Source organism: Anaerococcus nagyae, assembly GCF_040364225.1.
Lineage (GTDB): Bacteria > Bacillota > Clostridia > Tissierellales > Peptoniphilaceae > Anaerococcus > Anaerococcus nagyae.
In genome coordinates this window covers 44541-70893 of sequence record NZ_AP031484.1, presented here as the reverse complement: position 1 = coordinate 70893, position 26353 = coordinate 44541, and the positions used below count along the sequence as shown (strand labels likewise).

Annotated in this window: 25 protein-coding genes; 5 read left to right on the top strand and 20 right to left on the bottom strand. The window is 32.0% G+C overall.

Annotation, left to right across the window (positions count from 1 at the left end; genetic code table 11):
• From arsA to ABXG81_RS00255, 13 genes are all read right to left on the bottom strand, one after another.
• The gene (gene arsA / locus ABXG81_RS00315) at positions 1–1743 is read right to left on the bottom strand and encodes an arsenical pump-driving ATPase (RefSeq protein ID WP_353528855.1); all 1743 of its coding nucleotides are present in this window, start codon (positions 1741–1743) and stop codon (positions 1–3) included.
• Between the two features lie 29 nt (positions 1744–1772).
• Positions 1773–2144, bottom strand: a complete 372-nt coding sequence (gene arsD, locus ABXG81_RS00310; RefSeq protein ID WP_209814235.1) for an arsenite efflux transporter metallochaperone ArsD — start codon at positions 2142–2144, stop codon at positions 1773–1775.
• Between the two features lie 104 nt (positions 2145–2248).
• Entirely contained in the window at positions 2249–2551 is a 303-nt protein-coding gene (locus ABXG81_RS00305) for a metalloregulator ArsR/SmtB family transcription factor (RefSeq protein WP_209814237.1), read from the bottom strand.
• 125 nt (positions 2552–2676) lie between these two features.
• Positions 2677–3348: a DUF4357 domain-containing protein gene (locus tag ABXG81_RS00300; RefSeq protein WP_316110915.1), complete on the bottom strand. Its 672-nt coding sequence runs from the start codon at positions 3346–3348 to the stop codon at positions 2677–2679.
• Between the two features lie 39 nt (positions 3349–3387).
• Positions 3388–4731, bottom strand: coding sequence for a hypothetical protein (locus ABXG81_RS00295; RefSeq protein WP_316110914.1), 1344 nt, complete (start codon positions 4729–4731; stop codon positions 3388–3390).
• A 36-nt stretch (positions 4732–4767) separates the two neighbouring features.
• Positions 4768–5157 (bottom strand): DUF4177 domain-containing protein, encoded by a 390-nt coding sequence (locus ABXG81_RS00290; RefSeq protein WP_316110913.1) that lies wholly within the window; start codon positions 5155–5157, stop codon positions 4768–4770.
• 15 nt (positions 5158–5172) lie between these two features.
• Positions 5173–8268, bottom strand: a complete 3096-nt coding sequence (locus ABXG81_RS00285; protein WP_316110912.1) for a type I restriction endonuclease subunit R — start codon at positions 8266–8268, stop codon at positions 5173–5175.
• Entirely contained in the window at positions 8261–9514 is a 1254-nt protein-coding gene (locus ABXG81_RS00280; RefSeq protein ID WP_353528854.1) for a restriction endonuclease subunit S, read from the bottom strand. Before ABXG81_RS00280 ends, ABXG81_RS00285 begins: the two co-directional genes overlap by 8 nt.
• Positions 9504–11009, bottom strand: coding sequence for a class I SAM-dependent DNA methyltransferase (locus ABXG81_RS00275; RefSeq protein WP_353528853.1), 1506 nt, complete (start codon positions 11007–11009; stop codon positions 9504–9506). The genes ABXG81_RS00280 and ABXG81_RS00275 overlap by 11 nt, the downstream gene beginning before the upstream one ends.
• A gap of 321 nt (positions 11010–11330) precedes the next feature.
• The gene (locus ABXG81_RS00270; protein ID WP_353528852.1) at positions 11331–11840 is read right to left on the bottom strand and encodes a helix-turn-helix transcriptional regulator; all 510 of its coding nucleotides are present in this window, start codon (positions 11838–11840) and stop codon (positions 11331–11333) included.
• 279 nt (positions 11841–12119) lie between these two features.
• A complete protein-coding gene (locus ABXG81_RS00265) occupies positions 12120–13214 on the bottom strand; it encodes a hypothetical protein (protein ID WP_353528851.1) in 1095 nt (364 codons plus the stop codon).
• A 111-nt stretch (positions 13215–13325) separates the two neighbouring features.
• Positions 13326–14333 (bottom strand): ornithine carbamoyltransferase, encoded by a 1008-nt coding sequence (gene argF / locus ABXG81_RS00260; protein WP_353528850.1) that lies wholly within the window; start codon positions 14331–14333, stop codon positions 13326–13328.
• A 9-nt stretch (positions 14334–14342) separates the two neighbouring features.
• On the bottom strand, positions 14343–15362 hold the full coding sequence (locus ABXG81_RS00255; RefSeq protein WP_353528849.1) for a DUF4236 domain-containing protein: 1020 nt from the start codon (positions 15360–15362) through the stop codon (positions 14343–14345).
• Positions 15363–15501: 139 nt separating this feature from the next.
• Between ABXG81_RS00255 and ABXG81_RS00250 the strand changes: the two genes are divergently transcribed.
• The gene (locus ABXG81_RS00250; protein WP_117521948.1) at positions 15502–15786 is read left to right on the top strand and encodes a DUF1232 domain-containing protein; all 285 of its coding nucleotides are present in this window, start codon (positions 15502–15504) and stop codon (positions 15784–15786) included.
• Positions 15787–15869: 83 nt separating this feature from the next.
• On the opposite strand, the gene ABXG81_RS00245 is transcribed toward ABXG81_RS00250, so the two are convergent.
• Positions 15870–17066 carry an aminotransferase class I/II-fold pyridoxal phosphate-dependent enzyme gene (locus tag ABXG81_RS00245; protein WP_117521947.1) on the bottom strand — a complete coding sequence of 399 codons (1197 nt, stop codon included), beginning with the start codon at positions 17064–17066 and terminating at the stop codon, positions 15870–15872.
• Between the two features lie 76 nt (positions 17067–17142).
• Between ABXG81_RS00245 and ABXG81_RS00240 the strand changes: the two genes are divergently transcribed.
• Positions 17143–18075 carry a LysR family transcriptional regulator gene (locus tag ABXG81_RS00240; RefSeq protein WP_353528848.1) on the top strand — a complete coding sequence of 311 codons (933 nt, stop codon included), beginning with the start codon at positions 17143–17145 and terminating at the stop codon, positions 18073–18075.
• On the opposite strand, the gene ABXG81_RS00235 is transcribed toward ABXG81_RS00240, so the two are convergent.
• Positions 18038–19420: a Na+/H+ antiporter NhaC family protein gene (locus ABXG81_RS00235; RefSeq protein ID WP_353529259.1), complete on the bottom strand. Its 1383-nt coding sequence runs from the start codon at positions 19418–19420 to the stop codon at positions 18038–18040. The genes ABXG81_RS00240 and ABXG81_RS00235 overlap by 38 nt on opposite strands.
• A gap of 197 nt (positions 19421–19617) precedes the next feature.
• The gene (locus tag ABXG81_RS00230) at positions 19618–19890 is read right to left on the bottom strand and encodes a glutaredoxin (protein ID WP_209814257.1); all 273 of its coding nucleotides are present in this window, start codon (positions 19888–19890) and stop codon (positions 19618–19620) included.
• Positions 19891–20047: 157 nt separating this feature from the next.
• On the opposite strand from ABXG81_RS00230, the gene ABXG81_RS00225 reads away from it, so the two are divergent.
• The 3 genes from ABXG81_RS00225 to ABXG81_RS00215 are packed head-to-tail and all read left to right on the top strand — an operon-like array spanning position 20048 to position 22481.
• The gene (locus ABXG81_RS00225) at positions 20048–21226 is read left to right on the top strand and encodes a M20 family metallopeptidase (RefSeq protein ID WP_316112024.1); all 1179 of its coding nucleotides are present in this window, start codon (positions 20048–20050) and stop codon (positions 21224–21226) included.
• A 9-nt stretch (positions 21227–21235) separates the two neighbouring features.
• Entirely contained in the window at positions 21236–22045 is an 810-nt protein-coding gene (locus ABXG81_RS00220) for a DUF3100 domain-containing protein (protein WP_117521943.1), read from the top strand.
• On the top strand, positions 22026–22481 hold the full coding sequence (locus ABXG81_RS00215; RefSeq protein ID WP_117521942.1) for a hypothetical protein: 456 nt from the start codon (positions 22026–22028) through the stop codon (positions 22479–22481). Before ABXG81_RS00220 ends, ABXG81_RS00215 begins: the two co-directional genes overlap by 20 nt.
• A 219-nt stretch (positions 22482–22700) precedes the next feature.
• Here ABXG81_RS00215 and ABXG81_RS00210 read toward each other — a convergent pair whose 3' ends face one another.
• From ABXG81_RS00210 to ABXG81_RS00195, 4 genes are all read right to left on the bottom strand, one after another.
• Complete coding sequence (locus ABXG81_RS00210; RefSeq protein WP_117521941.1) at positions 22701–23846, bottom strand: hypothetical protein; 1146 nt, start codon at positions 23844–23846, stop codon at positions 22701–22703.
• Positions 23836–24444, bottom strand: coding sequence for an ATP-binding cassette domain-containing protein (locus ABXG81_RS00205; RefSeq protein WP_353528847.1), 609 nt, complete (start codon positions 24442–24444; stop codon positions 23836–23838). Before ABXG81_RS00205 ends, ABXG81_RS00210 begins: the two co-directional genes overlap by 11 nt.
• Complete coding sequence (locus ABXG81_RS00200) at positions 24428–25312, bottom strand: hypothetical protein (RefSeq protein WP_353528846.1); 885 nt, start codon at positions 25310–25312, stop codon at positions 24428–24430. The genes ABXG81_RS00205 and ABXG81_RS00200 overlap by 17 nt, the downstream gene beginning before the upstream one ends.
• A 180-nt stretch (positions 25313–25492) precedes the next feature.
• Positions 25493–26080: a hypothetical protein gene (locus ABXG81_RS00195; RefSeq protein WP_353528845.1), complete on the bottom strand. Its 588-nt coding sequence runs from the start codon at positions 26078–26080 to the stop codon at positions 25493–25495.
• Positions 26081–26353 lie beyond the last annotated feature (273 nt).

Genomic DNA, 26353 nt, shown 5'->3' with positions numbered 1-26353 from the left:
CTACTTAATTAATTTATCTAAACTAGATCCTTTAATCTCATCACTTGACCATGGTATTATTGTATAGTTTCCATCTGTACGTTTATCAACCTTGTTTATCCATTCTAGCTCACTATTAGCTTTAGCTTGTAGGGTCTTGTTAGTAGAGCCAGTTTTGTATATAGATGAGTTTATAATCCACCAATTGCTATAAATTCCCGCTCTTTTTAGGTCTTCTTCAAGTCTTACAGACTCATAGAAGGGAGTAGGCTCAGCGAGAGTTACAATTAAAACCTCTGTTTCATCACTATTTTTTAGTCTAGGTAGAAGTTTTTTTGCTGACTCTGGGACATTGCCTTGATTTTTCTCTATCTCTTGGTTGTAGGATTCTGTAGAATCTAGAAGCAGAAGTGTATGTCCTGTTGGAGCTGTATCTATGACAACAACTTCACTATCTGCCCTATCAACTATATCTGCAAAGGCTCTAAATACAGCAATCTCTTGAGTACATGGTGATCTTAAATCTTCTTTTACATACTCTAAGTCATCATCAGACATGGTTTTTTTAGCATTTTCTAGAACTTCTTCTTGGTATTTTTTAAGCTCTTGATCTTCATCTATATGGCTTATAGTTAATAAGTCATCTTCTTCAATCATATCAGTCAAATGGTTGGCTGGGTCAGTTGTAGTTAGGTGAACCTTTTGTCCCTTATCTGCAAGTCCTTTGGCAATAGCAGATGCCATAGTAGTCTTTCCTACACCACCTTTTCCCATGGTAAAGATAACTTTCTTATCATTTTTATATAAGTCATCTACTATATCTTTTAGCCTTGTGCTTTCATTTATATTAATATCTACATCACTAGTATATTCCTTATCCTCAATCAGAAGTGATCTTAGGTTTTCGATACTATTTAAATTGTATCCCCTAAGTGGGATAAAGAAAGTTTTAAGATCCTTAAGACCTTCTGGCATCGCATCTAGGGATTCTTCTTGTTTTTTATAGAAAGCTTTAGAAACTTCATCATCATGGCCACTTAAAAGACCGTTTATGATAAGAATTTGATTGTTAATACCTAGTTCTGATAGTTCAGCAGAGGCTCTATTTGCTTCAAGAAGAGGAGTTTCCTCAGGTCTTGCAACTAATACTAAGCTTGTAAGCTTGCCATCAGCTAAGGTATCTACAGCAAATTTGTATGTTTCTTTCTCATCTTCTAAACCTGATAATTGACCTAGGCATGAAGCTCCGTGAGTACTTTCGCTGATAAAGTTAGTCCAAGCAGAAGGAAGCTGAAGCATCCTTAGGGTATGGCCAGTTGGCGCAGTATCAAATATTATATAATCATATTTATCTTTAAGGTCTGAAGCAGTTATAAACTTAGAAAATTCATTAAAAGCAGCTATTTCAACGGTACAAGATCCGGATAATTGCTCTTCCATATTTTCTATTACACTATCAGGTAACTGTCCTCTGTAGGGAGCAACCACACTTTCCTTATACTCATTGGCAGCTTCTATAGGATCTAAGTTTGCAACAGTAAGACCATCTACACCTTCTATCCTTACACCCTTATTATCAAGCTCAGTTTCAAAAACATCTTGAAGGTTTGAAGCAGGGTCAGTACTTATTAATAGGACTTCATTGCCCTCATCAGCTAGGCTGATAGCGCTAGCACAAGCAGTAGAAGTCTTTCCTACTCCTCCCTTTCCTGTGAAGAATAAGTATTTAGTTAGGTCGATTTCTTTAATATCAAATTGTTTCACTTAAAGTCACTTCCTTTTTCTTAATTATATTAGCAGCAGCATCCACTGCCAGAACAGCAAGATCCACCGTCATTATTTGTTTCTTCTATGGCATCATTATCTAAAAATAACATTTCATAAAACTCTTCATTGCTAGGATACTTAGCTGTCATAACAACTTCATCATCCACTATTACAACTGGTAGGATATCTTCACCCTTTTCATCTAGGAGACTATTAACAGTTTTGTTTTCCACAAACTCCTTAGTATTGTTAGTTAAGTTATATCTTTCAATGCTAGCTCCACTTTTTTTAAGCTTGTCTACTAGAGTAGACACTCTCATAAGTTCCTCATCTGGACTTGGTCCACATACACCTGTTGAACAACACATAGCACCTTCATATATATACATCTTTTTCATAAAATCCTCCCTTAATTTAAAATCATAATAATATATGTAACAAAATACATATAGACACATTTAAATATTTCTATATGTTTTAGAAAAAATATTTGCCTAGGATTTTACACTTTGCAAATACAGTCATCTTGGATATGAAATATAAGCTTTAAACCATCCTCAATCTCATCTAAACTAGCCTTATCTAAAGAGTAGTAGGTATTCTTACCCTCTCTTCTGCTAGAAACAAGTCCAACCTCTTCTAGCTTTCTCATATCATGAGATAAGGTGGGTTGGCTTATATCAAATTTTTCAAGTATCTCACAAGCACAAAGCTCATCGCAAGATAACATATCTATAATCTTAAGCCTCTTAGGATCAGATATTACCTTTAACTTTTTAGATATTTGTTCATAATCAACACTCATAATCCACCTCATATAGAAATATTTCTATATGTTATGATACCGGTGGATTTGGGGAGTGTCAAATGGATTTTTAAATAAAAAACAAAGTTAAGAGGTAAATTCTTATAACTTTGTTTTATCATACTTTATTTACTTCTATATATATCTATAGGCTTACCATCTTTATTCTTCCAGTGAGTCCAACCATTTTGATTTTTACCTCTTACTACTTTCGCAGCATTAGATGGAGATGTGCATGTTAAGTCATTTTGGAGGATATTGTTATCAAATATGGCTGATTTTAAAATTTTAGGAGGATTTTTATGAGTATATGGAGCACAAACCGAACCCGATTTCAATATTAAAACTCCATCTTCTACTACCATAGTTCCACTTACTTTCCCAAAAGTTCTTACTTTCGTAGTATAAGTGTATTTACCATCTGGTATTAAATCGATATCAGATTTATCTTTTAGCTCATTAGTGCTATTTTTAAATATTTGTTTTTTGTTATCTTCTTTAGGATAAATCTGGTCTCCTTCAAAAGATGAAAGAAGCTGAGTTACTAAATCTATATCTAGTGCAAATAACTCAGTATTAGGAACACGGCTCTTAGAAAATATCTCATGTAAAAGCTTCTCTTTTTCATCATAATCATCAAGCTCAATAGCAAACTCACGGCTAAGACCTGTTACATTAGCATAACCATGGCGTTCTAGTCCATACATTCTATTGTTAAAGTTATTAACATCAGTCTTACCAATCTTTATTAGACCTGGAACTACTGTTGTCATTACATAAATTATTCCTCTTGCCAAAACATCATCCTCTCAATTAATTAATCGGAATATAATTAGTTATTCGATATCATCATTATCTATAATTTCATCATTTAAGAAACTTTCAACAAAATTTGGATTAAGTTTCATAAAACTTTTATTTTTATTTTCAATTGCATTCATCAATGTATTATTTGTAATTTTAGAAATAGAAGGCTCAGTATAATCTTGGAATTTTGGCATGCCTGCTAACTTACCAACTTGACTTTGCATTTTACTAAAGTCTCCAATTGCAGTCTGGTAACCAAGAGGTGATTGCGTAATATTCGCAATATTATAGAAATATTCGTTCATAGGAACCATAAGAGATTCTATTGCTGCTTTTGGTATTTGTGATTTTATAGATTCACCAATCAAATTTATAGATGATTTGCTGGATATACTTAATTCTGTATTAATCATATTTCTCAAATTTTCTATTGACTCATTATATTTATCCATTAATCTGTAGGCATTACCAAATGCTGAAGCTATTTCTCCTATTCCTACTTTTTTGTACTTACCAATATTAATCTCATCATGCAAAGAATTAACTATTCTTAATGATTTTTCTAATATTTCATTGTACCTATTGTATTTTTTCATTGAAATTTCTTTGTGATGCATTACATCATTTCTAGCATCATTTATCAAACTAAATTTATCTTTTATATATTCTAAATCAACATTTTCAAAATATCTATTAACTAAGCTTCTGGGCACTCTTTTTGATTCGATATCTTTAACTTTGTCTTGATTTATGTTCCCATTTTTTACTAAGTTCAGTAATTCATCGGTAATCATATAATCATTTGGATATTGATATTCTGTAAATAAATAAGTTCCCAAATCTTTTAAATAAAATTTTTCTAATGCTCTTGTTATCAACTTTGAATATTCTTTTTCTTTATTCTTCTCTTCTTTCCCCTCAATCTCATCTAATTTTACTTTAGTATTATCGTTGTGGAGAAACGATTCATTTACCCAGTCATACCCCAAATCATTTATTAATGTAGAATACGCAATACTCCTTAACTTTGTTTCAAATTCGGCTAAACCAGGATATAAGTGATATGAAAAGTAATTTGATAGACCATCATACGATATATTCAAAAAGAAATCTTCCTTTGAATGATTCTTTATCATCTCTTTACATATACTAAATATTTCTATATTATTTTCTGTTTCATCATCAATTTCGATTCTTACAGGAACCGCTTTATTTATATTAGAATTATCTATACTACATTTAATATTATTGCCTTTATAATCTATGAATCCAGATTTGTAATTCAGTTTGGACTGCATAAATTTCTTAACATCATTTTCTAAATTATTTTTAGATTCAAATTGCCTTTTAAAAAAAATAAAATCTATATACACTTTGTTCCTTATATTTTTTGCAAAATCAAATTTAAGTTATTGCTCTAATTTTTCAAAAACCATAGTTGCTTGTATTCTATCTCCTCCAAGTCCACCTGTACTATTTGCTGATGTTGTTGTTATTGTATGAAGCTTATATCCCTTTTTTGCTTGATTATTAATAACTTTTTCTAACTCAGTTAAGTTTCCAGATCCTGTGCCAAATAACTTTTCTTTCAAAGTTACTTGTAATACCACATAATGAAAGTTTCCGTACCCACCTCTTGAATAAACAGAAGGGTCCATCACTATCGTACTCATATCCATTGCATTAGAGAATTTTTCTCCTGCCCTGTCTAATCCTTTAATAGCTTTTTCATATCTGCCGCTATCTGTTTTTACTTTATCATTCGATTCATCATTATTTTTCTTAAAAAATTTATCCATCTATAGATCTCCTTTTTATATAACCATCCCATCAAAATACTCAGCCTGCTCCACTAGTAAATCTATTATCTTATCGCGGCTATCTGCTGGGTATTTGTGTCTTGCTAGTAGGTGTTTTATGGTTCTTCTCATGTTTGCTATGCCAGATTCTCTCATCATCCAGTCTGAGGTCATTTCTTTTGATATTACTTCTGTTAGTTTTTGGGTAATTGAGATTAGTTCTTCGTTTGTATAAAATTCGTGGATGTTTTCTGGTTTTGATATTGCATGATAGAAGGCTAGTTCTTCTTTGCTTAGGCCTAAGCTTTTATTTTCTTCTTCTAGTCTTACAATCTCTTCTGCTAGCTTCATCAAAGCTTCCCTGATTGTACCTAGATTGTAGTCGTTTTTATCTTCTTTTACTAATCCTACAAACTTATCCAGACTTTCTGCATTGTCTACCATACTTTCTCTGTAGGATTTCATGATGCGTTTTAGTCTTTCGGAAAACTCCTCTCCTTTTACTATATTTCCACGTGATATTAGTCTTATTTCATCTTCTATAAGTTTGTTTAATAGCTCTATGCTTAGGTTTTTTTGTTCCATTTTAGAGATTTTTTCTAAAAATAGTGGATCAAATAGGCTAAATCCTTTGTCAAAATCTTGGAAAAGATTGATGACTCCCTCACTATGGATAGATTGTTCTAAAAGTTTACTTATTTGGTCGTTTATTTCGTTTTTATTTAATTTGCCTTGGCCTGTTATCCTGTTTAGACTAGTGCGTATAGCTTCAAAATATGCTGCTTCTCTCTGTTCTTTTTCATTTGTTATAGATGAACATAAGGTGTGAGCCTGTTTTAATGCGTAGGCTTCCCTTTTGTATGAGTTTTGTTTTTCTTCAGAAAAAGTCAGCACATGATTTAGCCCCTCTGTTATCAGATTTGCTAATTGGCTGGGCTTGATTTTTTCAGAAAATATTATGGAATAATTAAAGTTATAGAAAAATACATCCCTGCACACCTCAAGTTTTTCCTTAAACATAGGATATGTCGAATCTCTAATATTTGCATTTTCTATTTGTTTTTGATCTGCCTTAGTATAATTGCTCATAGCTTCTTTTAAGGCACTTGCTATACCAATATAATCTACTACTAGTCCACCCTCTTTGTCAGCAAAAACACGGTTGACTCTAGCAATAGCTTGCATTAGGTTGTGGCCTTTCATAGGTTTATAGACATACATAGTAGAAAGAGAAGGAACATCAAAGCCAGTTAGCCACATATCTACAACTATAGCAATCTTAAAAGGATCATTGTCATCTTTAAATCTTTTAGCTAACTCTTCTTTATCAGAATTATTTCCTATAATTTTTTTCCATTCTATAGGGTCATTGTTGTTTGCAGTTACTACTACCTTTACCTTCTCATCCCAGTCTGGTCGGATTTCTAGAATTTTTTGATAGATTTTTACTGCTATTTGCCTATTGTAAGCTACTACCATAGCCTTGCCAGTCAATAAATTTTCCCTAGTTTCTTCATAGTGGTTAATTATATCATTTACCAAAGTATCTATGGCTTCATCTGATCCTATAATTTGTTCAAGGCGGGATAGTTCTCTTTTGCTAGCCTCTATATCCATCTCGTTGGCATGGTCGCTAAGCTCATCGTACTTATTATCAATTTGACTTAGGATATTTTGGTTAAGGCCTAGATTGATTACCCTGTTTTCATAGTAAACCGGTTTGGTAGCTCCATCCTCTACAGCCTGAGCCATATCATATACGTCAATATATTGGCCAAATATTTCTTGGGTGTCCTTATCGTTCTCGCTTAAAGGTGTACCAGTAAAACCAATATAAGTAGCATTTGGCAGAGATTTTCTAACCAATCTTGCCATACCAGATACGATTTTCCCGTCTTTGGTCATTTTTTCTCGCATGCCGTATTGGGACCTGTGGGCCTCATCAGCTATGACAATCACATCATCACGCAGGGTCAAAGCTTCTTCAGATTCTGCAAATTTTTGCATAGTTGAGAAAAATATCCCGTTGCTAGTCCTGTTGTTCAAAAGCTTGTGCAAGTTCTCACGTGAGCTTGCTTGGATAGGCTCTTGTCTTAAAAATTTAGCTGCCCTAGCAAATTGACCATATAGTTGGTCATCTAGGTCATTTCTATCAGTAAGGATTACAAAAGTAGGCTTGGTTAAAGTGCGCATCATACATCCAGTATAAAAAACCATGGACAATGATTTACCAGATCCTTGGGTATGCCAAAAAACCCCACCCCTGCCATCACCTGATTTGATAGCATCGATTGTAGAGTTAACAGCCTTGTGAACGGCAAAATATTGGTGGTACTGGGCTAGTATCTTATTTGTTCCATCATCCTTATGTTCAAAGAAAATAAAGTTTTTGATAATATCCAAAAATCTATCCTTTCTAAGGACTCCAGAAAGCAAAGTTTTATAATCAGCATACTGAGTAGATTCATATGACCCATCGATAGACTTCCACTCCTTATACCAAGCCTTGCCAGCAGTAATAGTACCTAGCTTTGTAGTAGTAAAATCAGAGATAATATTAAAGGCATTGTAGACAAATAGATTTTCTATATCATATTGGTAATTTTGTATTTGCCTAAAGGCACTATCTATATCAGAGTTAGTAGAAGTCATAGATTTAAGCTCTATAACAACCAAAGGCAAACCATTGATATATAAAATAATATCAGGTCTTTTTGTATCCTTGCCAATGATAGTAAGTTGATTGGTCACTACAAAAGAGTTATTTTCTATATTCTCATAGTCTATAAGATAAACAGTAGAAGTTTTTTGCTCATCATCTTCATAATAAGAGACTTCTATCCCATTTTGTAGGTAGTCAAAAAAGACTTCGTTACGATTTACCAAAAGGCCTGCATCTATATTTTTTATTTTATAGATAGCTTGGTCTATAACCTCCATAGAGATATCCGGATTAATGCGTACTAGGGAATCAGCTAAGATTTCACTAGCAAGTACTGCCTTCATACTATCCCTTAGTATTTCTTGGTGGGGAATATATGTGTATCCTAAGTCTTCGATATGTTCTATAAATACTTTCTCAAATCCATCTTCTAGATATATCTCACTCATAATCTATATCCTCATCATCAATCTTTATATTAGAAATATCAATCTCTCCACTCATTAGTTTTGGGAGAAGGGTGTCGCGGGTTTGGGCTAGGGTTTGGTTTTGAAAATATAAATTTTCTATTTGCATAAAAATTGGAGACATTAAGCCCTTAAATAACCCCATTGCCGAAGAATCTGGTATTAGTATTTTAGTAGTTCTTATATCATTTAAGTTTATATGTTGCTGAGCTGCTCCAGTCTGATTTAAAATAATCTTTTTGATATTTTCCTTTATAAAAAGGTAAATAAACTCATATGGCATTTCTTCATTTTCTAAAATTCCTATTACTGATTGATTTGTGCAGCAATCTATTTCTAATAAGCTAACTTGACCTAATGTAGCTCCAGTGATGGCTACTAAGGTGGTTTTCTTAGGTAATAATTTAGTAGAAGATGAATTTAATCCTTCTTCAGTTATATATTCAGCGCCCTGTAATATTCTTTCTTTATTTACAGCTCCAGAGTTAATCCATGGAATTTCTCCACCCCAAAATTCTTCTTTTTTTCTACTAGGTGTTCCCCCTAGTTTACAACTTGTAATTTTTCCAACTTGATTTACATCCCAACCCTCAGGAATTAAACCAAGTTCACTTTCTTCAAAATCCCCATCTTGAAAGGGTTCAAAGTCTACAAACCAGGATTTGAAAATAGCTTGGGCTTGGGATTCTAGGTTTTCTATTATTTTGTTATTTATTTCTAATTTCTTATCTATATTTAGTAAAATTTCTGCTATATTATTCTGAATTTTAATTGGAGGAACGTTAATAAAAACTTCTTCTTCCAATCTTATTCTTGACAATTCAGTTTGACCTGTAGATCCTTCTCCCATACTTTCAATGAAATTTTCTTTTTCTTTTATAGCATATCCAAAATATACTTTATTAATATGATCTTCTGCCCTTATAATTGTAACATGCGAATCAGCTGTGTAAATTACTTCTACGTTATCATTATAAAATTGAGCAACTCTACCTAATGTTCCAACTCCAGTTGAATTCACTAAAACATCGTATTTTTTTAATTTCTTCTCATCACTAAAATTTTTATTTGGATCATGATTTCTAACTAGATTAAAATCAATCTTACCATCACGTATACATCTTTGATTTATTACTTCTATTCCTGCAATATTCGAGTACTTAGGAGTGATGCCTCTTTTTACCAATGTAGTTATTTCCTTTAAAGGTTTTAGATTTCTAAACTCCATAACCAAGCTCTCCAAGCTGTTCTTTTATCTTTTCTTCTAACTTATTGGATTCTGCAAATAGTAATCCTAATTCATTGGTTAGTCTTTCCATCTTTTCTTCAAAGGGTTCCCCGTCATCTTCTATTTCCTCTAGGCCTACGTACCTACCAGGAGTTAGGACAAATCCGTTTTCTTCTATTTCCTCTATATTAGCTGCATGGGCAAATCCAGCTTGATCTATATCTTTTCCATTAGTAAAATCTTTATATGTTTGAGATATTTTGGCTATATCTTCTACTGACAAATCTCTGTGGGCCCTGTCTACCATATGGCCCATATTTCTACAATCTAAAAATAATGTCTTGCCTTTTTGTTTTTTGTCTTTGTTGATTATCCAAAGGGATACTGATATGCCTGTGGAGTAGAAAAGTTTATCTGGCATGGCTATTATGGCTTCTACCAGGTCATATCTTATTATATTTTCTCTGATTTTTCCTTCTGATCCTGTGGATGCTGATAGGGATCCATTGGCAAGGACTAGGCCTAGTTTTCCTTTTGGTGCTAGGTGGTAGATCATATGTTGCATCCAACCATAATTGGCATTGCCTGATGGTGGGAGTCCGTATTTCCATCTAACATCTTCTACTAACTTGTCTCCTCCCCAATCGCTTTGATTAAACATAGGGTTAGATAATACATAATCGGCTCTTAGAGTTTCGTGCTGAACATTAAAGAATGTATCTGCTGGTCCTTTTCCTAAGTCACCTTCAAGACCGTGGATAGCAAGGTTCATTTGAGCTAGCTTCCAGGTGGTCGCATTTAATTCTTGCCCATAGATTGAAAGTTGATTGACCCTACCTTGGTGGCGTTCTACAAATTTTGCAGATTGTACAAACATACCTCCTGATCCACAGCATGGGTCATATACTCTGCCCTCGTATGGTTCTAGGATCTCTACTAGAGTTCTTACAATGCTTGGAGGAGTATAGAATTCCCCAGCTTTCTTACCTTCTTGGGAGGCAAATTCTGCTAGGGCATATTCGTAAGTACGACCTAGAATATCTTTTGAATTGCCGTATTCTTTTAGTTTTAGATTATTAAATAAATCTACAACTTCTCCTAAACGCCTCTTATCTAGTTCTGGTCTGGCGTAGTTTTTTGGAAGGATACCTTTTAGCCTGTCGTTTTCTTCTTCTATGGCTACCATGGCCTTGTCAACTACTTGGCCGATTTCTGGGGTCATTGCCTTACTTGCTACATAGTCCCAACGAGCTTCTTTGGGTACGAAAAATATATTTTCTGCTAGATACTCTTCGCGGTCTTCTTCAAAACCATATCCTTCTTCTACAAGCTCTTTATATTTTTCCTCAAAGGAATCAGATATATATTTTAAAAATATAAGTCCAAGCACAACATTCTTATACTCAGCCGCATCTACATTCCCACGAAGCTTATTTGCCGCTTCAAATATTTCCTTCTCAAAGCCAAGATTGGCCCCTGTGATTTTCTCTGACATATCCACTCCTAATCTATTATATATACTATATTGTATACAATTATACTGTAGTTATTTTTTATAATATTTTAAATGCTATTTATTCATAACACTTAGTGCTAAGCATTAGTTCTATTAATTATATAATATCTGTACTAGATTGAGAAATTTTATACCTATATAGCATATAGCAGGAAATTCTTATACATATTTTTGGAGAATATTTGCAATGTGATAGAAGTTTAAAAAATAATAATTAAAACTGAATATAGTAAATATGCACTACATAAAATCGACTAAATAAATCTACTTTTAAATAGTATGCTTTCCTAGTCGATTTTTTTATCTTTCTTTTTTAAAAATATAATAAAAAACTATAAAGGGTGATATTATAAAAACTACAGGCAGTATTAATTTTGAAAATGTGAAATAATCGGTATCTTCTAATTTGTTTCCCATGTCTTTCACTGCTTGTGGGAAGGCTATTACTGAAATTGCTAGAAAAACTGTAAGTGTTAAAAAAGGCATTTGTTTTGGGTCTTTGTTTAAGGCTCCCTCCATTATTCCAAAGTAATATATGAAATAGAAAACTATTCCTATAGCAGCGTACAAAATATCCCAAAATATTCTTGAACCAAGGGACTTATCCTCTTCTATCTCATTGTCTTTTTTAAAGTAGTCTATATCAACCCCAAATATTTCAGATAGTCTAACTAGATTGTCCATGGAAGGTTCGCTTAGGCCTTTTTCCCACTTTGATACAGCTTGTCTTGAAATGTTTAATTCTTTTGCTAAATATTCCTGGGTAAAGTTCAATTCTTTTCTTTTGTTTTTAATTTTTTCTCCAATCATAAAATCTCCTTTTTTTCTATTGTAAGGAAATTTTTCAAAAAAGCTAGCAACTATAGGGCAACTTAGGCACTTTTCCCTATATTTTTTAGTTTTTTCTTTGTATTTTGCTAATTTATAAGATTTCTCTACTTATTTCATGCAATCGATGTGAGTGGTTAATTTTTTAACAAATTATTAAAGTTCTTTATTTATAATTTTTTATAATATATTCTCACAAATATGTTAAATCTTTCCAACACTGTTTCACAATTTAACCACAAAAAAAGCAGTTAGGTATTCCTAACTACTTTTATATTTTCTCTTAAAAAACTTAAACACCATTATAGCCAAAAGTACAATTCCCAAGTATCCATTAACCACATAAATATATTTGACCAAAATATTAAAGTCAAATAGTAGTCCTACTACTATTCCAGCTGCTCCTATGAGTACAGTTGCTAGTTTGAATCCCTTGGTGCCTTCTTCAAAGAACCTTGCTATAGGGTTCCATAGGAGTGGGACCGCTGAGGTGTAGATTCCTAGGATGATTGTTAAGGAAAATATTTTGCCTAGGATAGGGTTGATATTTCCTGCTAGTATTAGGGATGGAATTTGTGAATCGTATACCTTTTCTATAGATAGGATAATGGCAAAGTACATCACAAGAATGGCTAATGATAGGCCTATGGCTCCTAGGATTTGGCCATTCCTAGCTTCCTTGAAGTTTTCTGCCTCACTTCCCACTGTTGCAGAAAATGCCCCCAGCCACATCATGTTAAAGCCTACATAGGTTAGGGCTGATACGAAAAATCCTAGCTTTGTGGACTTGGTAAGGTCATTGCTAGCGCTTAGGACCTTGATGGTTTCTAGGGACTGTCCTAGTCCTCCTCTATTTTGTATTATAGAAATTCCTCCTACTAGGATGGCTAAGACTACTATGATAGGTCCTATCTTTCCTATAATCTCCACCATGGTCTTTAGACCAAATACTACTGTTATTATGGCTAGTATTCCTAGAATGATTCCTCCTAGGTAGTTGGGTGCATGGTATTGGTACTCGACTGTAGCATCGGCGCCTGCTACCATAACAGTAAATGATAGAAATAGGAAAAAGGTAGAAAAATAATCATAGAAAGTCCCTATCTTCTTACCTGCTATTTCCTTATATACATCATTTGGATTTGCCAATTCTCTCTCATGGCCATATGTTACAAACTCAACACCTACAAATGCAAATAGTATAAACGATACTACTATTCCTAAAAGACCTTTTATACCATATGAAGCAAAAAATTGCATAAGTTCTTGGCCTGTTGCAAATCCTGAACCTATCAAAAGAGCCATAAACGCTCCAGCATAGATTAAGACTTTTGACATTCTAACTTTTTTATTCATAATTCTTCCTTAATGTTTTCTTATCTACTTATTTATAGGTAATAATATACTTTAATGAATTGAAAAATCATAGGATATATGTTGTCAAAAGTCTCAATTATAACTCATTAATTATTTTAATGTAGCATACATCATTGCCTTTATAGTATGAATCCTATTTTCTACTTGGTCAATAGATTTTGCTTTGCCTGATCTAAAGACCTCATCTGTAACTTCCATACCATTTGATAGGTCAAACTCTCCCTTAAACCTTTCTGCTACATCTCTGCCTATTTCTGTATTTGTATCGTGAAAGGCTGGTAAACAGTGCATAAATATAGCATCATCATTTGTCATATTCATTATCTTTTGATTTACTTGATATGGATAAAGTTTTCTGATACGAGCATCCCACACTTCTGGTGCTTCTCCCATAGAAACCCAAGTGTCTGTATAAATAATATCTGCATTCTTGACAGTATCCTCTATCTCTTCGCTAAAGTTTACTTCTGTATGATGATTTCTAGAAAAATCTTTTGCTAGGTCTATAACTTCTTTTTCTGGCCATAGGTCTTTTGGAGCTAGGGCTGTGAAATTTACGCCTAGCTTAGCACATGTTACGGCAAGGGAGTTCGCCATATTATTTCTTGCATCTCCCATATAAACAAAGTTTAAACCATGTATTTTACCAAAATTCTCTCTTATAGTCAGCATATCTGCTAACATTTGAGTTGGATGCCACTGATCTGTAAGTCCATTATATACTGGTACACCAGCGTATTTAGATATTTCTTCTACGATTTCTTGTCCAAATCCCCTATATTCTATGGCATCATAATATCGTCCTAGAACTCTTGCTGTATCTTCTATGGATTCCTTTTTGCTCATTTGACTATCTGACTTATTTAAAAATGTAACCCCTATTCCTAAATCAAAACCTGCTACTTCAAATGATGAACGTGTTCTTGTTGAGGTTTTTTCAAATAGCAAAACAATATTTTTTCCTGTAAGGTATTTATGATCTGTCCCCGTTAGTTTTAATCTTTTGAATTCTTCTGCTAGATCTAATAAATAAAGTATCTCTTCTTCACTAAAATCAGCTATTTTTAGTACACTTCTACCTCTTAAATTGATTCCCATAATTTCCTCCTATTCTCCATCTAGAACTGTGTCTGAAAATACTATAAAGCTATTAAGTCCTGGTTCTTTATATAGGGAAAGAACTCCATATTCTACAATATTTAACTCTCTATTCTCCTTAAATCTTTTATCAGGGCTACCATCCTTATTGGTATGCTCATATGTTTTACCTAGTAGTGTAGCATCAGCTGGAGGTCTATCTTCTTCCAAAAATATAAGCTTATGCAAACTTATTTCCATATCATTAAAGCTTAAAGCAGACATTTTGGATCCTTCTTTAATAAACAATGCATCTGGTAAAAATATTAGTTTAGTTTGGTCATTAGACAGAGTAAATGTTTCTGCATTAGTTTCTATTTCATCATTATCCTTACTAAATTTCATTGATATACGCTGGCTAATCTTCATATCAGCTTCACTTGTTTCTGGTAATTCCTCTACTGATCTTACAAGCCAAACTTGATCAGATTCCATGATTCCTGCAAGGAAATCATTGCTAGCATCTAGCTCTTTCTTAGCATCTTCTGTCATGTCATAATCTATAGCAATTTTGTCATTTGATTTGTTATAAAATAACAAAATAAGCCCTACAATAGCTAGGATCAAAAACAAGGGATTGACAATAGCAAGACCTATACCGACTACCATTAGTAAAATAGCCAGGATTTTTTTGCTCCTATTTTTTTGACTAATCTCTATAACATCTGCCATTGATCCTGGATTTATAGCAGAAAGGTCATTCTCAAATCTTCTCATATTTACACTTGTTGGCTCACTTGACCTTGACTTTGTATTTTTTGAGGATGACTTTTCCTTGCCAGCTGTATTAATTTTTTTATGAGGATTTCCAAAATCTTTTTGATATGAAATGCCTGTTCCAGGTATATAGGCTGTACCCCTGATGTTACCATTTGCAGTACGAGTTATCCTGTATCCCTTGCCACCCCAACTAAAACCAGGGCCTGTCTTACTCATATTTACACGAAAACCCTTACCGAGATTTATACTTTTTCTATATCTAATTCCCATATTAACTCCTTATAGATATTATACCAAAGATAAAACATTTTAATAAACTTAAAATAATTAAACTTGACTTTCAAATATTTGAAGTATAATGATAATGTAAATAAATTATATTTAAACTCATTTTAAGAAAGGAGTTTTTATGAATAAATTCAATACAATTAGAACTTCAATTCCAGCTTTTTTTAAGGCTCTAACAAATAAAAATACACCAATTATAGCTAAACTTGCTGTAGTCGCTGCAATTGCTTATGCAATATTGCCAGCTGACCTAGTAGTAGATGCTATTCCATTTTTAGGTTGGTTTGATGATGCCATCGTCATGACAGTCTTATTTTCTATAGCAAATAAAATGATCCCAGATTATATAATGGATGCCAAAAAATCTGAAGTAATAGATGATATTGACTATGAAATGGTAGATTAAGGTTAATTATTAAAGAAAAAGAGTTATTACACATGAGTTTGTGCGATAACTCTTTTTTATATACAAAATTTTTAGTTTATTTTTTACTTAATTTTATCCATAGCTTCTCTTAGATCTTCTATTATATCTTCTGCATCTTCAAGTCCAGGTGAAAGTCTTACTAAACCTGGATCTATACCTGCTTCTTTCAAATCTTCTGGACTATAAGTCGAATGAGTCATGCTAGCTGGATGTTCGATCAATGTTTCTGCATCTCCTAAAGAAACGGCTAATGAACATAACTTAACATTGTTCATTATAGTCTTTCCTGCTTCTAAGCCACCTTCAACTTCAAATGATATCATAGCTCCGTAGTCATTCATCTGCTCTTTTGCTACTTCATGATTTACAAAGTCTTCTAAGCCAGGATAGTTTACTTTCTTTACCTTTGGATGATCTACTAAAAAATTAACTATCTCTTTGGCATTTGCTATATGCTTTTCCATTCGGATTCCTAGAGTTTTCATTCCTCTATAAATCATAAAAGCATCATTTGGGCTAAGCACTGATCCAGTAAAGTCTTTTTGACCTATAAATCTAACTTGAGTCATTAAATCTTTTTTTCCTGCTGAGAATCCTGCTATTACATCTCCATGGCCATTTAGGTACTTAGTTGCTGAGTGAACTACAATATCAGCTCCAAGTTTAAGTGGATTTTGTAAAAATGGTGTTGCAAATGTATTATCTGTTATAACCATAGTATCTTTACTATTTGCCTTGGCAATCTCTGATATAGCCTTTATATCAATAACATCAAGGGTTGGATTAGCTGGAGTTTCTAAGTAAACTAACCTAGTGTTCTCCCTTATAGAGTTTCTTACATTATCAAGATCTGTCATATCGATAAAGTCTACTTCGATATTAAATTTTTGAATTTCATTTAAAAAGGCAAATGTACATCCATAAAGAGTCTTACAAGCTAATATATGATCTCCTGCTTTAACAAATGGCCATATGGATGAGGTAATAGCCCCCATACCAGATGAAAATGATACTGCTGCCTCAGCATGTTCAAGTAAAGCAAGTTTATTTTCAACTGCTTGGTTGGTTGGGTTACCTAATCTTGAGTATATAAATCCATCTTCCTCAAGGGCAAATCTTCTTGCTCCTTCATCTGCATCTTTAAATATAAATGTTGAAGTCTGGTATATCGGTATACCCAAACTTCCAAATTCGTTGCTATAATCTCCTCCATGGATTGTCTTTGTTGAAAATCTTTTATCATTAAAATCTTTTATCATTATTTACCCTCCTAAATTTTACATTGTTAACCTTAAAATCTATAATTGAATATATAAATACTTTAAGGAGTTACTTATGGACTTAAATAAAATATTATATGCTGTAGAAGTTTCTAAAACTGGATCCTTTTCTAAAGCAGCATCAAAACTATATATCTCTCAGCCCGCTATATCTCAAGCCATAGCAGATTTAGAAAACGAGCTAGGATTCGAGATATTTATAAGGACAAATTCTGGCTGTCAAACCACTCCAAAGGGCTTGGAGTTTCTGCTCAAATGCAACAAATTAGTAAATTCATACAGCGCTCTAAAAAGAGAATACATACATAACCCCAAAGAGGATGAGCTTTCACTAAGAGTTTCTAGCCAACATTACAACTTTATAGTATCCTCCTTTATAAAATTGATTAATAAATATAAGGAAGATAACTTTAAATTCTTTCTTAAAGAAAGCACTTCCTTAGAAGCCATAGAACATGTAGAAAAAGACTACAGCGATTTAGCTTTCATATATGTTAATTCATCTTATGAAAAAGCAATATTTAGCTTATTTAAAGATAAGAAATTAACTTATAGATCATTAGCAAACGTTAACCCCCATATATTCTTAAGAGATACTCATCCCCTAGCAGCTGAAGATATGATAAAATCCGAAAGCCTTTACAATTATCCTATGATTATATATGAGCAAAATGAAACTACAATATTACCTGAAGAATTTACTAACTTACCTGACCACAAACAAATTATATACACTAAAGATAAAGGAACTACCTTAAGTCTTATTGCAAATTCTAATGCTTTCAATATAGGAACTGGTTGTATTGATCCTTACTCTGGATTTCCTAATATAAAATCTATAAAGCTATATAATCCAGAAAAACTTTCTATGGATATAGGATACATATATAAGTCATCCAATAAATTAAGTCCTATTTCAAAAGAATTTATTAAACTTACTAAAACTGAACTTATAAATTGTTTGCCTGAAGATTCTTCTGTGAATTAGCGCTATCCTTTGGGAGATCTTTCTCGTAGTCCCATTCTCCTTTCGGGTTAGCATATGGTATATATACTGATGCTACAGCAAATATTAACAAAATGAACTGATACCATAAATATGGCATTATATCTAAGGGACATACAGATCCATTCGTAAATCCAGCTGCTATTAAAACCTGTGCAGAGTAAGGTATAATACCTTGGAAAATACAAGCAAAGGTATCTAATAAGGAGGCTGATCTTCGAGGGTCAATTTTATATTTACTGCACATATTTTTTGCTATAGGCCCAGAAATTATGATAGCCACTGTATTATTTGCTACAGCTATATCAGCTATAGATACCAGAGTTATTATTCCTACTTCTGCGGACCTCTTGCTTTTTATAGACTTCTCAATCTTTGAAATAATCCAGTTTATACCACCCTCCTTCTCAACCATATGAGAGAGACCACCTATAAACATGGATAAAAGGAATATTTCAAACATACCAGTAAATCCTTCCCATATGAGCTGTCCAGCATTTAATAAATCAAAACTTGTCTTAGTTAACAATAGAATAGTTGAAAAAAATACTCCACCAGTTAAGACTACTAATACATTTACTCCAGCAAGGGCTGCTATAAATACAAATACATATGGTAGTATATCTACTATATTGTATGAAATATTGCTTATTTGAGGAGTACCATCGGGTTTTGCTAAGAATAAAAATAGAAAAAACGTTATTATAGCACTTGGAAGTGCCATTCTAATATTTAATTTAAATTTATCCTTCATATCTATTTTTTGAGTTCTAGTTGCTGCTATGTTAGTATCTGATATGATTGATAGATTGTCACCAAACATAGCCCCACCCACTAGAGCGCCTAACATCATAGCAGGATTTGTTCCTCCTGTAGATGAAAGACCTATTGCTATAGGACCTAGAGCTGTGATAGCACCTACTGATGAACCTGTTGCCAGTGATAAAAAGGAAGATATTAAAAATACTCCCCCTGTAAGAAATCTTACTGGCACTAAGCTTAGTCCTATACCTACTACAGACTCAACTCCTCCTGATGCTTTTGCTAAAGTTGAAAAGGCACCGGCTAGTAAATAAATTAAACACATTATAATTATGTTTGAGTCTCCACAACCCTCTATAAAAGTATCTGCTTTTTGTTCGATACTACCTTTAAAAATAATAAAGGCTACTATTATGCCTACAAATGCAGCTACAGGTGGGGGAAGCTGGTAAAAGGCCATCTCTGCTCCTGAAGCTTGTAATACAAGCCCTGTTAACAAATATAGAATAATAAAAACTAGCATAGGTATCAAAGCTTTTGCTGATTTTCTTTCGGTATTCATTATTCTCACCTCCATTCATGATAACGTTTTCTAATTAAATATTAACATTAAACTCCAGCAATGTTAAATATCTATAAATTATATCTGTTATAAGAGTTACTTATAGCCAACAAATATAAACTTTTCCAAATGTGTAACTTTCAATTAATACACACAAAAACTCTCAGGGAAGATTCCCTGAGAGTTTACTCTAAATGTAATTATTTTACAAGGTTTTCCTTAGCATATTCTATAATATCATCAGATTCATACATAGCTTTGCCATCTACTACTAGGCATGGTACTTGGATCTTGCCTCCAACTTTTTCAAGCTTTTCTTGATTTTCATATCCTGCTGTTTCATCTTCTATATTATATGAAATAAATTTTATAATACCATTATCTTTAAAGTAATTTAATACTTTTAAGCAAAAAGGACAATCTGGTTTAAAATATAATTCAAAATCTTGTTTTCTTACTATTTCCTTAGTCATATTTACTCCTTTTTATTTTATCTAATATCTCTTATAGTTTATACATACCCAATTTTTAAGTTCGTTCGATAGAAGAATTTAGTTGACAAGCATTTTGCATCTTCATATAATTAGTAAAATAAATAAATTATAATCTAAATCATAAAGGAGAATAAATATGGATTATATCAAACTTGCTAAAGATAACGAAGATCTTTGCATAGAAATGAGACGTGAACTACATAAGATCCCAGAATTGGAACTAAACTTACCAAAAACTGTTGCCTTTGTTAAATCAAAGCTTGATGAATTTGGCATTAAGTACAAAGAATACGTAAATGGCAACGGCCTATCAGCCTTAATAGAAGGAAGCCTGCCAGGCAAATGTCTTGCTATCAGAGCTGACATGGATGCCCTTCCAGTTACAGAAGAAACTGGGTTAGATTTTGCATCTACTCATCCTGGCAAGATGCACGCATGTGGACATGACTCTCATACAGCCATAGCCCTAACTGCTGCAAAAATTATCAACGAAAACAAGGATAAACTAAAAGGATCTGTTAAATTTATCTTCCAACCAGGCGAAGAAATCCCTGGTGGTGCAAAACCTATGATAGAAGAAGGAGTCCTTGAAAATCCTAAGGTCGATTTCATAGTCGGTATGCACGGTGGTCATCTTGCTGATGTGCCTAGAGGAAGCATTGCCTTTAAAGAAAATGAGATGATGGCTGCTATGGATAAGTTTACTATAGAAGTCAATGGAAAAGGTGGACATGGAGCAAGTCCTCATGCTGCAGTAGACCCAATTATAATTTCTGCGGAAATATTACTAGGTTTGCAAAAAATTATATCAAGAGAAATAGCACCCGTAGATAGTGCGGTAGTTTCCGTTTGCAAAATTGATGGTGGATTTACACAAAATATTATCCCAGATAAGGTTAATATGATGGGTACATCTAGAGCATTAGATGAGGACGTAAGAGATATTGTTGAAAAAAGAATCAGTGAAATATCAGATGGTATTGCTAGAACTTATGGTGGCTCCGCTAAAGTAAATTATCAAAGATTTTATCCTGTGCTAGATAATGATCCAGAATTTACAAATCAAATTAAAAGTATAGTTTCCAAAATGATCCCAGAAGATGTATTTGAAATGAGAAAACCAGTAATGGGCGGAGAAGATATGGCGTTTTATCAAAAAGAAGTACCTGGTTGCTTTATGTTCTTGTCAAATCTAAAAGAACATTCTGATGGTATATGCTATCCTAATCATAGCCCTAGATTTAACCTTGACGAATCACTATTCTATAAGGGAGTTGCTACATTTGTGGCTTCTGCTTTTGAAATACTACAATAGGAATGAATTATGCATAAATTTAAATTAAAAGAAGATCTAAGGCTACATATATCAGTAATTATTATAGCTATTATAAGTATCCTCATAGGGCCTAAAAACTTAAATATAGGAGGGATTACCATAGTCTTTTCTCCATTAATATGGGCTATGATATTAGCATTTGCTTTATACATGTCTCCTATAAAAGCAATGAGTGAAAAGGATGCACCGTCAGCAAATTCTATGATGAGCTTAATGCTTGCAATACTAATTGCAAAGCTTGGAGTCGCAAGTGGATCACAGCTTGAAGCTATCAAAGAAGCTGGACTTGCCCTTGTACTTCAAAATTTTGGTAATCTTGGAACTATAATTATTTCTTTACCAATCGCCATACTTCTAGGTTTAAAAAGAGAATCAATAGGCATGTGCCATGCCTTAAGTAGAGAGGCCAATGTTGGACTTATCCAAGATAATTATGGAGCAGAGTCTCCTGAATTTAGGGGTGTAATGGCCGTTTATATTATAGGAACTATCCTTGGACCTATAATTTTAAGCATACTAACATCAATCACTATTAGTTTAGGTATAGTAAGCCCTCAAGCAGCAGCTATGGGAACTGGTGCAGGCTCAGCATCTATGATGACAGCTGGGCTTTCTGCTTTGATTGCTAATTATCCTAACCTAGAAGCAGAGATGACAGCATTTGCAGGACTTTCAAATCTAATCTCGAGTGTAATAGCCTTGCCACTAGGTATATTTTTGGGATTACCACTGACAGAATTTTTATATAAAAAGCTAAATAGGCTTAGAGGAGGAAAAGATGCAAAAGTTCAAAACTGATTTTCCATCAATATTAATAGCTCTATTATTTACTATAATAGCCTGCACAGTTTCAAATATGATAGGATATGATACATTTGGTAATTCCCTACCTGGTATAGTAGTTCTATCAGCTATTACTCTTGCTGGCTACTTCCTATCCTATGTAGTCCCTCTTAAAAAGATATCATCTGTGCTATGGATTTCTATAATAGCAATTTTGCTTGCAAGTCCAATATCCCCAGTTTCAGACTTTGTTATAAAAAGCGTAGAAGGGGTTAATATAAATGCGATAATTACCCCAATACTCGCCTATGCAGGAGTTATAATAGGCAAAGACTGGGGAGCTTTCAAGTCAGTTGGAATCAAGGGTATAATAGTGGCTATATTTGTAATAGTAGGAACTTTCCTAATATCATCACTTCTAGGTGACTTCTTTATGGGAATATTTAACTAATAAAAGTATTAACTCACTTAATGTATTTATGGTTAATTATTTAGTCTATATAGAACTAACATTTACTTACTAAACTTAATAAAATAGATAATGAAAAATCGCTAAGTTTTATTAAAAAGCTGTTTTAAAAATTAATTTCTATATTAATTACCCCATGCTTAATAAGCTTAGCGATTTGCATTATTATTATTTTCTTTTCATATGTGTTAATAATTTATCCTACTCTTGAATCTTTAATTTTTTCATTAAATTTAATATATTCTCTTTAGAGTATTCTTTTAATCTCAAATGTATTATTATAATCAATAATACGGCTAATATCCCTATTGATATAATGATATTTAAAAAGTCTGTAAATCCTTTTATTATACCAAACTTATATAAAATAAAATTAATTACTATAACTATGATACATGAAATACCAATTCCTTTAATAATAGGATCCATATATATCTTTTCAATCTGTTTTTGGCAAAAACCCATATGTTTTAAAACAGCAATATCTCCTACTGAACTTTTTAGACTAATCTCATATATTAATGGCAATACTATTAAAGTAAAGATAAATAAAATTACAATAACTAGCTTACTAATCTTAAGAGTAGAAGATATACTGCTATCCAAATCATTATAGTACATAAAAGCATCTGTTTCTTCATAACCTTGCTTGGTCAATAATTTAGCTACTTTTCTTACATTAGATATATCACTAGTCTTTACTAAAATTTTCTTTAAATCTTGATTCTTATAGTTTTCAGACATCTTTTCACTTATTTTTTGAAAATCTTCTTGGCTTATTAAAAGTTCATTATCTGAAAAATATTTAGATAAAATAGAATTCGAATCTATGCTAATTAATTTAAAATCCTTATGAAATAACTTATCAGAGCTATAATTTCCATCCTTTTCTTTTACTATTGGTATATCTAATCTTATATTTTTTAGACTACTATTAAACTTTGTAATTGCACTATTTGTTACATCAATAGAATTGTCTTTAAAAAGATTATCAGAAAAAGATTTTAAATAATATACATTTCCATCATTAGCAGATATTCCAAAATTTATAGCATAGGAAGGATATATATCTACCTTATAAGGTGAATCCTCCATAATTTTTTGGATTTCTTCTATATCTTTTTCTTCTAAAGATCTATTCTCATTATTAGAAGATCTTGCCATAGAAACTTCTACTATTTTAGCATAGTCATTATCGGTAAAATTTGACTTTGTCATTTTATATTGACCTAATGAATAAGACAATACAAATGATAAAATTATAGATACCAAAATGAAAATTATAAAAAGAATATTAAGAATCTTCTTTCTTTTATTATTTACTATCTTGATAATATTATAGTCCATATATTTTAGCCCCCTTTAGAGTCAATTCCTTAATACCTCTATTAAATATAGGCATTTGATCATGAGTAGCTATAAGTACTATTTTTTCTTTAAAAGTATCCAGTAAATATTGCATAAGATCCTTGGCGTAGGTCTTTTCTATATTTGCTGTTGGCTCATCTAGAAATATTACATCCTTATCTTTTATTATTAACTGAGCAATTGATAGTTTTTTTCTTTCACCACCAGATAAATCAGAAACTTTTTTATCTAATAACTCATCTATCCCAAGTTTAGTAGATATAATATTGATTTCTTTTTGATCTATTATTTTATTTTGAGCATATTCTTCAAGCTTCAGATTATCTCTTACAGTTAGGTTTTTTAGCAAAAGATCATCTTGATATAAATATCCTATGGATAAATTATTTAAGTTAACTTCTCCTTCATAGTCTTGGTCATAGGAGGATAATATATTTAAAAGAGTACTCTTACCACAACCATTTTCTCCTCTTAAAATATAAATATATTCATCATCTAAACAAAAATTAATATCATCTAATATAAGCCTATTGCCATATCTCTTTGTTATATTCTTAGCCTCAATACTTAAGCTCATAACTTTTCACTCCCTTATCGGTCAAATATTCTATGGAATCCTGATTTTGTTTAATTCCTATAATATTTTCTGCTTTAAAGCTTTTCAAATTAGATAAATTACTTATCTCTAAACTTAAATCACCATTCTCATTGGTATATAACTGAATCAAATAACCTTTAGTAATATAGTTAAAGTACTTCTTATCAAAAGTACCCTTATCTGATATAAGTTTACTTTTATTAGCATAAAAAAAAGTATTTCCATCTAATAAAACTTCCCCATCAGATAAATTATCTTTTATCTTTTCTGGAGCTACTTGATAATCCTCATCTGCTAGATCTAGCCTCATTAGTTTATATGTATCACTTGCTTTCTCATAAAGCGTGTAGTATAGAAAGTCTTTATTAACAGCTCCATAAGAAGAAGCACCTTGAGTTTTAGTAAAATCTCTTATAGTCAAATCATCTAAGTTCATAAGGGCTATCCTTCTCTTATCTAGATCTTCTTTTCCAGACTCATTATAAAAGGTGTGAATGAAGTAGAGATTATTATTAAAGACTTCTATAGGATAAATTCCTTCTCCTTCTCCAAATCTAAAAATCTCTTTTACCTTATTATCTTTAATTTCTATTAATCTAGATTCATTATTTTTAGTATCAGTATCTATATAAAGTCCTAAAGATCCTACAACATAAAACTGATACTTGTCATCAGTATTTCTTATAACTTCATGATTGTTAGTCTCAGGATTATAATCTATAAAATTCATATCTATAGGATTATAAAAAATCATATCTCCATCTTTTATATTAGATAGCTTATTTGAACAGCCAGCTGTAAAAATAACACATAGTAAAGTTAAGTAAAAAAATATTCTTTTTTTCATTATAAACTCCTTAATAAAAATTAAGTGACTATTGAAAAATAAATAAATCGTTCCAATGCCATTTGAGCATACTCTACGATAATTTAGTCTCTACTAGATGACAAACTAGTTTCAAATTATCTAAAGATAACTCAAATAATGGAACGATAATTATTTATTAATTTGCAACAATCTTTTTTATCAAATTCCTGAACTAATTGAATAAGGTTTTGGATCACCTTTTAACTTAACTTTTGCAGTATTTATTAAACTTATAGTATTTGAACGATAATCTGAACTAGGTGAAATTACAATATTGCTTTTATAATCAGCACTCTTTGATCCATTTGTATTTGTCCAAGATTTTGTCTTTGTTGATTTATTTTGCCAAGAACTTGCTGAGGACGCTTGCACACTTGATTTTGACATGCCTAAATTCATTGTTGCAGAGTTCTTCAATGAAGCTGATGCATACCAAGAAGTACTAATAGACTCAACTTTTTTATTTCCTTTATATACAGCAGATACTTGATAATCCCATTGTATGGTATTTCCAATTTTACTTCCCACACTAGATCTCCAAGCATTTGAAGTTAGTACTCCTTGATTAGCAGGAATTTTAAATTTTTTCTCTTGACTCCATAAGGTTATCGTTGGAATAATTTTACTATTATTTAAACTTTTAGATTTATCAAAATCCAAAAAGTTTGATGCATGTGATGTCGGTATTAATAATCCTTGAACTATTAAAGCTGATACTAAAATTTTTCTAAAATTTTTCTTATTCAATTTCAACCTCCTAAATAATAAATTTCTACTTTCCCAAATTCAGCTTAAAAAGTGCACTTTTAGCTAAACTCCACATATCAAATAATAAGATTATTATATGAAATATAGGCTAGCTTTATTTCAAAATAATTATAAATCTTCATTTTCTGCTTGTCAATATAATATCATTTTTTTATAAATTATGAATTGTAAATAAATAGTGTAAGACCATAAACTTGAACCTTAAAATTAGTTTTAGAGAAGGTATGAATATAAACAAGTAGAAAAAAGAAA